At 61.6% G+C, this 12,566-nt stretch carries 9 protein-coding genes and 3 pseudogenes; 7 read left to right on the forward strand and 5 right to left on the reverse strand.

What is annotated here, in order from left to right; all coding sequences use genetic code 11:
- From EOA75_RS18560 to EOA75_RS18585, 6 genes and pseudogenes are all read left to right on the forward strand, one after another.
- Window positions 1–632 (forward strand): annotated as a pseudogene (locus EOA75_RS18560) (ArdC-like ssDNA-binding domain-containing protein); the annotation flags it as partial.
- Window positions 633–903: 271 nt separating this feature from the next.
- Window positions 904–2,220 (forward strand): site-specific integrase, encoded by a 1,317-nt coding sequence (locus EOA75_RS18565; protein WP_127324854.1) that lies wholly within the window; start codon window positions 904–906, stop codon window positions 2,218–2,220.
- Window positions 2,217–4,004, forward strand: coding sequence for a hypothetical protein (locus EOA75_RS18570; protein WP_127324847.1), 1,788 nt, complete (start codon window positions 2,217–2,219; stop codon window positions 4,002–4,004). The genes EOA75_RS18565 and EOA75_RS18570 overlap by 4 nt, the downstream gene beginning before the upstream one ends.
- On the forward strand, window positions 4,001–6,166 hold the full coding sequence (locus tag EOA75_RS18575; protein ID WP_127324848.1) for an integrase: 2,166 nt from the start codon (window positions 4,001–4,003) through the stop codon (window positions 6,164–6,166). Before EOA75_RS18570 ends, EOA75_RS18575 begins: the two co-directional genes overlap by 4 nt.
- 217 nt (window positions 6,167–6,383) lie before the next feature.
- Window positions 6,384–7,262, forward strand: a complete 879-nt coding sequence (locus tag EOA75_RS18580; protein ID WP_127324849.1) for a zincin-like metallopeptidase domain-containing protein — start codon at window positions 6,384–6,386, stop codon at window positions 7,260–7,262.
- Window positions 7,263–7,409: 147 nt separating this feature from the next.
- Window positions 7,410–7,661: pseudogene (locus EOA75_RS18585) on the forward strand (zincin-like metallopeptidase domain-containing protein); the annotation flags it as partial.
- Window positions 7,662–7,817: 156 nt separating this feature from the next.
- Here the strand turns inward: EOA75_RS18585 and groL are convergent.
- The 5 genes from groL to EOA75_RS18610 form a co-directional block, all read right to left on the reverse strand.
- On the reverse strand, window positions 7,818–9,464 hold the full coding sequence (groL, locus tag EOA75_RS18590; RefSeq protein ID WP_127324850.1) for a chaperonin GroEL: 1,647 nt from the start codon (window positions 9,462–9,464) through the stop codon (window positions 7,818–7,820).
- A gap of 69 nt (window positions 9,465–9,533) precedes the next feature.
- Entirely contained in the window at window positions 9,534–9,830 is a 297-nt protein-coding gene (groES, locus tag EOA75_RS18595) for a co-chaperone GroES (RefSeq protein ID WP_095801333.1), read from the reverse strand.
- A gap of 258 nt (window positions 9,831–10,088) precedes the next feature.
- Window positions 10,089–10,316: a hypothetical protein gene (locus EOA75_RS18600; protein WP_127324851.1), complete on the reverse strand. Its 228-nt coding sequence runs from the start codon at window positions 10,314–10,316 to the stop codon at window positions 10,089–10,091.
- A complete protein-coding gene (locus EOA75_RS18605) occupies window positions 10,316–11,149 on the reverse strand; it encodes a hypothetical protein (protein WP_127324852.1) in 834 nt (277 codons plus the stop codon). Before EOA75_RS18605 ends, EOA75_RS18600 begins: the two co-directional genes overlap by 1 nt.
- A 99-nt stretch (window positions 11,150–11,248) precedes the next feature.
- A complete protein-coding gene (locus tag EOA75_RS18610) occupies window positions 11,249–12,043 on the reverse strand; it encodes a methyltransferase domain-containing protein (RefSeq protein ID WP_127324853.1) in 795 nt (264 codons plus the stop codon).
- 73 nt (window positions 12,044–12,116) lie between these two features.
- On the opposite strand from EOA75_RS18610, the pseudogene EOA75_RS18615 reads away from it, so the two are divergent.
- Window positions 12,117–12,566, forward strand: a pseudogene (locus EOA75_RS18615) (hypothetical protein); the annotation flags it as partial.

A 12,566-nucleotide genomic window follows, 5' to 3' on the forward strand; every position in this document is an offset into this window, starting at 1 on the left:
TGCCATGGGTCAAGCCGTGGGGCAGGGCAAGGACAGGCCTCGGCCTGCCGCGGAATGCGGCCACCCAGCGCCGATATTCCGGCATCAATATCCTGATCCTGTGGGGCGGGGTCATCGATCGCGGTTTCCCCAGCCAGAACTGGCTCACCTTCCGGCAGGCGCTTTCCCTAGGTGGCAATGTCAGGAAGGGTGAGCACGGCACCACCATCGTTCACGCTGACCGCTTTGTTCCCAAGAACGAAAAGCAACGCGCCGACACCGATGGCGACGAACCGCAGGCGGTGCCCTTCCTGAAGCGCTTTACCGTCTTCAATGTCGCGCAGTGCGATAATCTGCCCGAACATCTTTATGCCGCCGGCGAGCCTCTGCCTGAGCGCGAGATGGTCCCGCAGGCCGAGGCGCTCATTCATGCAACCGGCGCTGATTTTCGCATCGGCGGCGAGCGCGCCTTCTACATGCCCGGCAGCGACACCATACAGGTGCCGCCGCAGCCGGCTTTCTTCCACCAGATCGACTATTACCGGACCTGCTTTCACGAGCTTGGCCACTGGACCGGCCACCCGACGCGACTCGCGCGCGACCTGTCCGGCTCCTTCGGGTCCAACACCTATGCGCGCGAGGAACTGGTCGCCTTATCTTGACAGTCTGCACCGACTCTCCGTGTCTTGCTGGCGTCGATGCAACAGGACTGACGGAGGCGTTGTCCAGGCCGGCCGCAGCGCTCCCACATAGCTGGCGGAGGCCGGCCTGGATAGCGCCGGGCAAGTTGAACTCCTTCGTTGATGCTGGCTCCCGGATGGGGGTCCGGGGGAGGTTGAACAACTTGTGGACAATGTAGCGCCGGTTTCGAACATCACCATTCAGGAGCGCCGATCGGCTGACGGGCTTGATGCACACGTTCCCATGATCCTTAGGGATGGGGCACTCTACGATCCTGATCTGGATCGCTTCTTCCGCGACCTGCCTCTCAACGGCGTTCGTTCCCACCATTCTCTTCGTGCCTATGGCTATGACGTTCTTGTCTGGGTCCGTTTTCTTTCGGAAGCCTGCGCCAAGACGGTATGGCAGGCGGGTCGGCATGACGTCCTTGCCTATCACCGAGTTCGGCGCCGTGCGGAGGCCGGCCAACGCATCTCTGCTGCTTCCTGGAATCGTGCCGTCGCCTGCCTCGACCGTGTGTATCGATGGGGCGCCCAGGAGGGTCTCATTGCGGAAGCGCCGTTCACGCATCGGTCCGTGTGGAGGCAAGGGTATACTGGCCGGCGAGCGCGGATCTCGGCTCGCAACGATGCGTATGAACCTGCCGCGCGCCGCGCGGATGTCAGCTTCGTCACACTCGACGACTACCGGAGATTTCGGGATCTTGGCTTGAGAGGGCTACTGCCTGGTGGCGGAACGCGCCCTGGCGCCCGAGATCGCAACGGCATTCGCAATGCGCTGTTTTCAGATCTCCTGGTTACGACGGGCCTCCGGCTGGAGGAAGCTTCATTTCTCTTCGCATCCGATCTTGCTGTCGTTGGTCAGCCGCCATGCCGTCAGGTCTGGCTCGAGCTGCCCGATGCTTTGACCAAGGGCGATCGTGGTCGCCAGATACTCGTTCCCGCTCGGCTGCTCGAGCAGATGCGCGCCTATATCGCTGTCGAGCGCTCCCATGCTATTGCAAAGTTTCAGCGCCGTTCGGGGTGGCAATCACTTGACCGCCCGATCCTCGTACACCGGGAGCGGAGCAATTCCCGGCTACGACTGCGTGACGGCGGCGACATCGCGCTTGACCTGCTCAGCCCCGAGGAACGCGGCCGGATCATTGTCTGCAACGACGACGGCACACCGAGCGAACCGGCGGTATTATGGCTCTCGGAGGTCGGCTTGCCGGTACAGCCGAACTCCTGGGCAGTCATCTTCGCCCGTGCTTCCGCGCGGTGCAGATCCTTCGGCTTCGACGTCAACATCAGTCCGCATCAGCTCCGCCATTCCTTTGCAGTTCATATGCTGGCGATGCTCATTCAGCATCGCCTCCGTGATGCGGCGTTGCCTGCCGGACCGATGGAGGGATACCGGCAAGTTCTCGGCGATCCTCTTCAGCAAGTCCAACGGCTCCTTGGTCATGCCAGTCTAGCAACGACCTACATCTACCTCGACCACATCGCGACACGCGCGGATACCGTCGATGCTGCGGTCGAGGAACTGCTCGCACTGCTTCCATCGGAGACTTCATTATGACGGGGCGGCCGCGCAAGGGAGCTCCAGTCCGTTTTGCACCAGCCGATGCCATTGCTACCGCACACGCCCGCGATCCGGTCCTCGGTCTGCGCTTCAACATCGAGGCGCGCTATGGCGGGAGCATCGACGTTGACCTTACCGGCCTGCATCCGCGACCTCTCGCCATCGCATTTGCCGGTGCTCTTCGCCGGCAGGCGGAGCTTGGTGGTTCGCTGGGGGCGCGGAGTACCATCAAGGGGCATTTAAATGCATGTCTTAGGTTCTTCGCGTATCTGCGCGAGCACTCGAAGGCAAAAACGCCCGCCGATCTGCGCGCTGACGATATCGACGGATATGAGGATTTCCTCGAAGCCGGCGGGATGAAGCCTATCTACCGGCACATCATTCTTGCCAAGGCTATTCTCGCCTTGCGCTCGATTGATGCCGACCAACCTGGCCTTCTCGATGAAGGGGTACGGCGTCGGCTAAGTTATACCAGCACACAATCCGCCGGCCGATCGCAACCGCGCGACGCCTACAGTCCGTACGTCGCAAGGCAGCTTCGCGATGCGGCCCGCGCCGACATCGGCAAGATCTTCAGACGCATCGGGAAGTCGCTCGATGATGATGAGGGCGACTCCAATCTTCGCAGAGTGACCGACGAAGCGAACGACAGGATCGTGGCCTCGGGCGCGCTCAGCAGCGGGGACAGAGCCTTCCATCGCTTGTACTTCATGAGGGCACGTCGCGGTCTACCTGTCTCAACCTTGGCCGAAGACATCCACGGTCGTCATCATCTGCGGGCCACCGACATTCCACCGCTTCTGACCTTCCTGTCACTGGAGACCGGCCTGGAGATAGAATGTTGCAAGGCTTTGACGATCGACTGCCTCCAGAACCCCGGACCTGGAACCATCGACATAGCCTATATCAAGCGACGCGCCCGAGGTGCTGAGCACAAACATATTCGTGTGCGTGACGGCGGGATCGGAACACCGGGTGGTCTCGTTCGCAAGCTGATCGAGGTGACGGCCTTTACGAGGCAGTTCGTCCCAAGCGATTGCCTTTGGCTCTATTACTATACCGGCCGGAAGCAACTCCGCGCAGGTGTCGATCATCCGCATGAACGCGTCGACCAATGGACCGGAAGCCATGGGATCGTCGATGACGATGGCCAGCCTCTTCGGCTCGTTCTTTCGCGATTGCGCAAAACCCACAAGGCGATCTGGTATCTGAAGACCGAGGGTCATATGGCCCGCTTTGCGGTCGGGCATACGCCCGAGATTGCCGCTCGACACTATGCGGACATTCCCTCGCTGCGCCCGCTTCATGAGGCCACCGTGGCGGAGGCATTTTCCGAAGTCGCCGCGGCCGCCGGCCCAATCATATTGGGGCCTCGCGACGAGGATTCCTGGCGCCAAAGCCACACCGCTTCGGAAGGAAGCAGTGATGTCGACGCGCTTCTAGGCGGCGAACAGGATGTTTGGCTCGCTGCGTGCTCGGGATTTGATCGCAGTCCTTTCGGAGAGCTGGGATCACCTTGTCCGCAACCGTTCTGGGGCTGTCTCGAATGCCGCAACGCCGTCATCACCGCGCGCAAGCTGCCGGCAATCATCGCGTTCCTGTGGTTTATCGAGGAGCAACGGACGGGTCTCCCCGCCGCGGACTGGGCCATGAAGTTCGGCCGCGCGCATCATCGCATCGCGAAGCAGGTCTTACCTGCTTTCCCGGAGAGTGTAGTTGCCGAAGCTCGCCGCGAGGCGGAAGGGCACGCCCTCTATCTGCCGCCGGAGGCCCGGCAATGATCAGGTTGGCCGCAGTAGCCTCCACCTCCCGGGAACTCGATCTTCGCCCGGTTCTCGCGTCCGCTCCGTTGAAGCCGGGCTTTGATCGGGACACCCTTTCGCGCTACGGCGATCCGAGCTGGGATCTCGGACCGGCCGTATTTCGCGAGAACGCCAGGCGGTGCCATGTCACCGTGCATTTCGGGTCCGTCGAGGATGTGAGTGTTCGCGAGACGCTTCGCGAGCTTCTCTATGCCCGGCTCAACGTCGACATGCCGGGTCACCGCAAGAAGCTTCCTCCCGGCAGTATCCGGCAGGTTTTCAATCGTGCGCGACGCTTCTTCGAGTTCGTGCGCGATGAGCTTGGTTCTGTCGATCTTCGCCGTGTCGATCAGCAACTGCTGGATCGCTACGTTCGCCATCTCAAGACTGACCGTGCTCGCCGGCCGGTTATAGTCGGCCACCTCCTGGAAGTCCCTGCTGATCTCTATGCCTTTCGCGATTACCTCCCGTCTGGAGGCCTGTACTTCCGGCCCTGGGGCGGCCAGGCGCCCGCCCGGGTCGCCGGCTATCGCTTTGTTCACGAGAACCTCACGCCACGCATGCCAGAAGAGATCATCTCGCCATTGCTGGCCTGGTCGAGCCGGTATATCACCCAGTTCGCCTCAGACATCTTCGCCGCCCGTGCAGAGTTGGAGCGATTGGAAGCCCACTGCGCCGCGCTCCTCCAGTCAGATCAGGCTCTCACATACACGGAACGCCGTAGCCGACAGCGAAGGCGTCTTCAGAACTATTTCGATAAGCTACGAAGCGAAGGCCGTGGCGTGCCCATCTGGGAGAGCGCGCACAACGGCACCGTTTTGCGGCACCCAGAGACAGGAGACGTATCGCCGCCCGTCAATTCGCACCTGCTTCACCTGCACATTGGCATCGACGCCCAGGCCGAGCCAAGGATGCATATTCAGCTGACCGGCGGCGCACCTCGCCAGATCAGGGCCGCGTTGCTCGAACTCGGCCTCGAGACAGGTGGAATGGAGACTCCCATCGCCATTCTACCGGAGACCGGCAAGCCATGGCGGCCCCGCTTCGACGCCAAAACACTGGCGGAGGAAGAGCGGATGCTGCAGGCGGCAGCCTATATCCTCTGCGCGTACCTGACCGGGATGCGGGACTGCGAGGTCCAGGCGATGCAGCGCGGATGCCTTTCCGTAACGCGCAGCCAAGATGGCATGGTCATGCGTCATCGCGTTCGCTCGGTTGCCTACAAGGGCAGGTCGAGCCAAGGTGAGCCGGCTGATTGGATTACAATTGAGCCTGTAGCCAAGGCGATAGAAGTGCTGGAACGTTTGTCCTTCCGGGCGGCATCCGCGCGCGGGCTCACGACGCTCTGGCCCGTTCTTATCGCAAGGTCCGTTTGCAAGGATCACCTCTCGGCCGAGATTGTCCGCCAACTCAACCACTTCCGCGACCATCTCAACAACCTGTTCGGCACACCGGATACGCCGGCGGTCCCGAACGGACCAGGTGATCAGCCTTGGCGGATCACGACGCGGCAGTTCAGACGCACGATTGCATGGCACATTGCCAACCGTCCCTTCGGCACAATTGCCGGCATGATCCAGTACAAGCATGCCTCCGTCGCCGCCTTCGAGGGCTATGCCGGCTCCAGCCGATCCGGCTTCCGTGCGGAGGTGCAGAACCAGCGCAGTCTCGGCCAGCTTGATGACCTGTTGACGTATTTCGATGAGCGGCAGGCCGGGGCGACGTTGTCCGGGCCCGCCGCAGTGCGTGTAGCAAAGACACTCGACGGCATATCAACAGAACTCGGTCCGCTTCCGGCCATGATCGCTGATCGTGGGCGGCTCCGCACAATGTTAGCGAGCCTCGCGCGGACATTGCATGTCGGAGTGCTGGCCGACTGCTTCTTTGATCCCGGCACGGCCGCCTGCCTTAAGCAGGCAACGAACATCGACGGCAAGATGCCGCTGACCGCGCTTTGCCAGCCAACCCGCTGCCCCAATGCCTGCATCACCGCACGCCATCGGCCAGCTTGGTCACGCTCTGCCGAGGACGCCAAGACCTTGCTGAAGGAGAAGCGTCTGTCGCCTTTGCAACGGACCATCATGAAGCAGGATCTCCAGCGGATCCAGGCGGTTCTTGATGGCTTAGATCGTCGGACCTGAGGCGGTGTGGCGGTTCGCGTGCGGCCCAATGATCGGATGTCCCGTCGGACCAACCCCGGCGTGCGGCGGAGCGCGCGATGTCAGGTCCGCCCGCGCAACGGCTGATCGCCGTCCTTCGCTCCGCTGCGGCTCTTCGAGTGCGCGGTCGGCCCTTAGGCCATCGCAGATGGCTGCTCCGCCGCCGGGGATTGGCCCCGGCGGGACAGGAGTTCCGACGATGGACACGCAAAACCGCACCGACGTTTATACCCGCATCACCTCCGAGATCATTGCCGCCATCGAGGCCGGCGCCGGCGAATGGCGGATGCCCTGGCACCACGATGGAAGCTCGATTGCTCGCCCAACCAACATCTCTTCCGGAAAGGCCTATCGCGGCGTCAATACGCTCGCTCTTTGGATCGCAGCTCAGGCTCACGGCTTTGGAAGCGGCATCTGGGGCACATACCGGCAATGGCAGGCGCTTGACGCCCAGGTCCGCAAGGGCGAACGCGCAACGACCGTCGTGCTCTGGAAGGAGTTTGCCGCACACAGTGACGATGATGCAGTCGGCGACGATGAGCACCCCCAGCGACGCCTCTTCGCGCGCGCCTTCTCGGTCTTCAACAGCTCTCAGGTCGAGGGCTTCACGCCTTCCGCCGCTCCAATCCTGCCTGACTCTGAACGAGTCCCGCATGCCGATGCCTTCATCAGTGCGCTCGGCATCCCAGTTACTTTTGGCGCGAGCGCTGCATACTACCGCATCGATCTCGACCGAATCTTTATGCCGGACTTCAATCGCTTCCGCGATGCGGTCGCTCACGTCGGGACTTATGTCCACGAGGCCGCGCATGCCACGGGCTCTAAGCATCGGCTCGATCGAGACTTCACCAAACGCTTCACCCGCCAGGCTTTGGCAGTCGAAGAACTGACCGCCGAACTTGCTGCAGCCTATATTTTAGCCGATCTGGGCCTGGCGCATAATCCCCGTCCTGACCACGCAGCCTATGTGGCATCCTGGCTGTCGGTGCTGAAGGACGACCCGCGGGCGATTTTCACTGCCGCAAGCAAAGCGCAGGCTGCCGCTGACTGGATGCACGCGCGACAGCCGCCGAGCTGAGCGCCACGTCGCCTTAGGGCCGCCACCGACGCGCAGCCATGGCCTTTTCACCTTGGCTGCCGCCCAGCCCGCGAGGATCCAAAACGCTGAGGCCTGAAACTCCGATTCCGCGATAGCCACGATCGTCAGGCTTGACTGTCAGGATATGTCGCGGAAATCGCATCAGCCTTCATCTGCAGCAGTCTCGGCATCGAGCCGACCGTGCGTCATGCCGACTACATCGGCTCATGGCTGACGGTTTTGCGCGAGGACAACCGCGCCATCTTCCGCGCTGCCAGCCATGCCTCGAAAGCCGCCGATTTCCTGCTTGGCCTCAATGCCGATGTCGAAGGCGAGGCACATGCCGAAACCGCCCATGGGAGCGCGCAATCCTCACACGCGACCGCCTTGCGCCTCTGATGACGCAAAAGCCGCGCGCAACCAACTCGACAGTTCTCTTTGAGGTTGCGCTAACGCCGATGGCCGGCGTTGGCGCCGATCGTTTATCGGACCGAGGTTCGCAAAAAAGGGCGGCATTGCTGCCGCCCTCTCGTTGCGAAAGCTGCCAGAGCTGGATTAGAAATCCATGCCGCCCATGCCGCCCATGCCGCCGCCACCCATGCCGCCGCCGCCAGCCGACTCCTTCTTCGGAGCCTCCGCGATCATGGCTTCGGTGGTGACCAGCAGGCCGGCCACCGAGGCCGCGTCCTGGAGAGCGGTGCGCACGACCTTGACCGGATCGACGATACCCATGGCGATCATGTCGCCATATTCGCCGGTCTGGGCGTTGAAGCCGAAGGTCGGACCCTTGTTCTCGAGGATCTTGCCGGCAACGATCGATGCTTCCGCACCGGCGTTGGCCGCGATCTGACGGGCCGGAGCCTGCAGCGCGCGACGCACGATGGCGATGCCAGCGGTCTGGTCGGAGTTGGCGCCGGTTTCCTTGATGGTCAGCGAAGCGCGCAGCAGTGCGACGCCGCCGCCGGGAACGATGCCTTCTTCGACGGCCGCACGGGTCGCGTTGAGGGCGTCATCGACGCGGTCCTTCTTTTCCTTGACTTCGACTTCCGTCGCACCGCCGACGCGGATCACCGCAACGCCGCCGGCGAGCTTGGCCAGACGTTCCTGCAGCTTCTCCTTGTCGTAGTCCGAAGTGGTCTCTTCGATCTGCTGCTTGATCTGGGCAACGCGGCCCTGGATCTCGGCCTTCTTGCCGGCGCCGTCGACGATGGTGGTGTTCTCCTTGGAGATCGACACCTTCTTGGCGCGGCCGAGCATGTTGAGGCCGACATTCTCGAGCTTGATGCCGAGGTCTTCCGAGATGACCTGGCCACCGGTGAGGATGGCGATGTCTTCCAGCATGGCCTTGCGGCGATCACCGAAGCCCGGCGCCTTGACGGCGGCGATCTTCAGGCCGCCACGCAGCTTGTTGACGACCAGCGTGGCCAGAGCCTCGCCTTCGACGTCTTCCGAGATGATGAGCAGCGGCTTCGAGGTCTGCACGACGGCTTCGAGAACCGGCAGCATGGCCTGGAGGTTGGACAGCTTCTTCTCGTGCAGGAGGATGTAGACGTCCTCGAGCTCGGCAACCATCTTGTCGGCGTTGGTGACGAAGTAGGGCGAGAGGTAGCCGCGGTCGAACTGCATGCCTTCGACGACTTCGAGTTCGGTCTCGGCGGTCTTGGCTTCCTCAACCGTGATGACGCCTTCGTTGCCGACCTTCTGCATTGCTTCGGCGATCATCTTGCCGACCGAAGCATCGCCGTTGCCGGCGATGGTGCCGACCTGGGCAACCTCTTCGGAGGTCTTGATCTTCTTGGCAGCCTTGCCGAGAGCGGTAACGACTTCGGTGACCGCGAGGTCGATGCCGCGCTTCAGGTCCATCGGGTTCATGCCGGCGGCAACCGCCTTGTGGCCTTCCTGGACGATCGACTGCGCCAGAACGGTCGCGGTCGTGGTGCCGTCGCCGGCGATGTCGTTGGTCTTCGAAGCAACTTCGCGGACCATCTGCGCGCCCATGTTCTCGAACTTGTCCTCAAGCTCGATTTCCTTGGCGACGGTGACGCCGTCCTTGGTGATGCGCGGGGCGCCGAACGACTTGTCGATGACGACGTTGCGGCCCTTGGGGCCGAGCGTGACCTTCACCGCGTCGGCGAGGATGTTGACGCCGCGCAGCATGCGCTCGCGGGCATCACGGGAAAACTTTACGTCTTTTGCAGCCATTGTAAGCTCCTGGCAGGGGTTCGGGTCGAACCCGCAGATTCAAGATTCAGTTGACGGTGAGGCCGATGATCAGCCGATGATGCCCATGATGTCGGATTCCTTCATGATCAGAAGGTCCTCGCCATTGAGCTTGACTTCAGTGCCCGACCACTTGCCGAACAGCACGCGGTCGCCGGCCTTGACGTCCAGCGGCACGAGCTTGCCGGCTTCGTCGCGAGCGCCGGAGCCGACGGCGATGATCTCGCCTTCCTGCGGCTTCTCCTTCGCCGTATCCGGGATGATGATCCCGCCGGCGGTCTTGGATTCGGATTCGACCCGGCGAACGACCACGCGGTCATGAAGCGGGCGGAACTTGGACTTTGCCATGTTGTCTTCCTCGAATGAGAACGGTGAGAACTGTTCCTCCATCCGGCGAGGCCGGATATAAGTTAGCACTCACCTAAGGCGAGTGCTAACGTGGCGCTGAGATAGGCTGGTGGCTTGCGAGAGTCAAGGCGCGCGGGGAGGGGCAATGGCGCAAAATTTTTTCCATGTACCGACGTGGTTCTGAAACACAGTGGTTGCCCCACGACTACTTGGCAGAAATTGCTCGTGAGTTCGATGGGACGGCCGAGCATCGGCTGCTTAATATCCAAGCCGCAAGCCGATCTCCTGAGTTTCAAGATCGACGAGCAAGCTGTTTCTTTCAAAATACCGGATACCGACGATATTACGTTCAAGGCCAGGGACAATTTCCACCTCAGGCTTGTAGGTGGTTGTAAAATTCCAATCGTCCTGGCCTTCGGTTTTCACCACCACCTTGGTGCCGACATTCAATGATGCATACGGTTTGGATGTATCGGTTGGGACCATTATGGTTGAGTTGCCGGTGTCGTACAGCGTCGGCCGACAAACCGGCTCAGAGCCCCATGAGAGAGGGAGTCAAGAGTGGGGAAATTGTATCGCGGGCTGGCCTGTTTCCATTTTTGTATCTTGAAATTCTTCTTCACGTCATCTGGGATGCCGACGTGGAGGGCTTCTACCTGTGGGCAGTTGCCGGCCTCATTTGTGCAGGCTTTCCACTTACTGCCGATCGCAGAAAGGTAGTAACCTCTATGCAGGCCGGGTCCCACGCTCACTGCGTCCATTGGCGATTTGATCATCTGATGTGGCCCGTCGCCCCCAATGGGCGAGATGCCAAAGATGCCTTTTGGCCAAAGCGGGCCGCCGACAACTTCACCTGTGTCGCGCCTGACTTTCTTGTAGCGGATTAGGAACGATATTCGCCTGTCCGTGGAGGCCAGCGCGCTTGACGAACCAAAAGTCACACGCGCCGAAGCGATATTTCCATACTCATCGTAGGTGCCATAGTGCATGACCACTTTTTGGGTCGTGACAATTATACCGTCCAATTCCAGGGTTTTCGCAACCTTGATACCGTTCTCGGAGCATAATCCGGCGGGGAGCGTCGAACGACAATCGATCGTCATTCCGCCTGAGCCGGTATCCAGCAAAAGAGGCTGATTGATTTTCCGGTTTCCGAGAGAGAGAATTCTCACATAGAGCATACGAATATTCTTAGGGTTCCCCGGATACTCAAGTTTTATCAAGGGAATGGTTGCGGGAGTGCCATCGGCTCCGGCAGGAGAGGACGGATAGAGGAGTGCGCACAACAGGATCGACAGCAATGCCGCAAGGATCTTCATGCCCGAGCCCATCTTTTTGGCCGATAGATTTCGACGTGGCGAAGATGAATTATTGCAGGGCGCTTTGCAATTTTTGCGTCACAGCTCTGCCTGTAGATTTCAGCGGTTAGGTGGCCCCAGCACCAGCAGCGGACACCGCTCGGCGAGCCCGTAGCTTCCGGTCGAGGCCAATCGGACGTCTTTGAAGAAGACCTCGGCTTCCTCGATCAAGACGGCCGCCGGCGCAAAACTATAGACGGCGGACGAGTTCCGGTAGACGTCTATGGTTCCGATGACCGGTAGTTCCCATCCGGTTCGGGCCGACAGCTCCTCGCGGTCGGGAAACACCCTTTCGAAGTGTTCGAGGATGGCTTTGACCGGGATCGTGTAATCCGGCGCGTCGTCGATCGCGGTCATGGCCACGCGCCATTTGAGCTCATGGAAAGTCGAGACGCCGCCGCTTAGTGCCAGAGCGCGGACATCCTTCGGGTCGTCCGGCGTTGCGGGAGAGGCGTAAAGCCTGATGCCGGCGCGGCCGTCGGACTTGAGCGCGCGCGCGATCGACGCAAATAGGGTGCGCCTGAGGCCGGCGGCGCCGATGACCGAGAGACATCCGTCGCCGATCAGCGCCTCGACGCTTGCATCGGCGAACGGCAGATCGAACCAGTCGCCCTGCACCGCCTTGCGCGTATCGGTGTCGCCCGGCCAGATGCCGGCAATCATGTCCGAAGACTCGTCGACCGCCGTCATCGTGGCGCCGAGCCCGGCGAGCTCGGGTGTCACGCCGAGCATCACGACATCCGACGGGGCAAGGCCGAGCTCGCGATCGTAGGTTTCGATAACCTCCGCCGGCGGCCGCAGGGGTGAGCCGAGCAACTGCCAATGTTTGCGAATTGCATTCCAATGCTCGGTCATGCAAACCCCAGCCCGGTAGCGCGTTGTATCCGATCGAATAGTGGACGACGCTTGATAGGCCAAGTGGGGAACAATGGCACGCATCGCCGTCATCACGCATGAGTTCGACCGCTTCCAAAGCCGGCGCGGGCTGCTATGGCGCCGGGACAGCCCGTACATGCTCTTCGATCTGCTGGAGGAACTGAAGCGCCGCGGCCATTCGGTGCAGGTCCTCAGCGGCACGTCGGCGAAGCCGGCCGCCGATATCGCGGTGCTGCATGTCGATGCGACCGTAACGTCGCCCGATTATGTCGAGTATGCCCGCGCCTTTCGCTTCTGCCTCAATCTCGGCGCCGCCGACATTTCCAAGCGCCGCATCAGCGGAGCCGTCGTCGGCAAGGACGACGGCTGGAAGGGGCAGGTTATCGTCAAGAGCAGCCTCAACCATCGGGGAACGCCGGAACAGCAACTGAATCGGCGCGCGCGGCGCGCCGGCAAGCCGATGCCGTTTCCCGGCGTCGAATCTTTCGACCAATACCAGATC

The sequence above is a fragment of the Mesorhizobium sp. M1A.F.Ca.IN.022.07.1.1 genome (assembly GCF_003997575.1).
In the GTDB taxonomy this organism is placed as follows: domain Bacteria; phylum Pseudomonadota; class Alphaproteobacteria; order Rhizobiales; family Rhizobiaceae; genus Mesorhizobium.

Excerpts from the sequence above, each read along its gene's own strand:
- EOA75_RS18565 (WP_127324854.1), top strand. The coding sequence starts at position 904 with ATGATCCTTAGGGATGGGGCACTCTACGATCCTGATCTGGATCGCTTC.
- EOA75_RS18570 (WP_127324847.1), top strand. The coding sequence starts at position 2,217 with ATGACGGGGCGGCCGCGCAAGGGAGCTCCAGTCCGTTTTGCACCAGCC.
- EOA75_RS18575 (WP_127324848.1), top strand. The coding sequence starts at position 4,001 with ATGATCAGGTTGGCCGCAGTAGCCTCCACCTCCCGGGAACTCGATCTT.
- EOA75_RS18580 (WP_127324849.1), top strand. The coding sequence starts at position 6,384 with ATGGACACGCAAAACCGCACCGACGTTTATACCCGCATCACCTCCGAG.
- groL (WP_127324850.1), bottom strand. The coding sequence starts at position 9,464 with ATGGCTGCAAAAGACGTAAAGTTTTCCCGTGATGCCCGCGAGCGCATG.
- groES (WP_095801333.1), bottom strand. The coding sequence starts at position 9,830 with ATGGCAAAGTCCAAGTTCCGCCCGCTTCATGACCGCGTGGTCGTTCGC.
- EOA75_RS18600 (WP_127324851.1), bottom strand. The coding sequence starts at position 10,316 with ATGGTCCCAACCGATACATCCAAACCGTATGCATCATTGAATGTCGGC.
- EOA75_RS18605 (WP_127324852.1), bottom strand. The coding sequence starts at position 11,149 with ATGAAGATCCTTGCGGCATTGCTGTCGATCCTGTTGTGCGCACTCCTC.
- EOA75_RS18610 (WP_127324853.1), bottom strand. The coding sequence starts at position 12,043 with ATGACCGAGCATTGGAATGCAATTCGCAAACATTGGCAGTTGCTCGGC.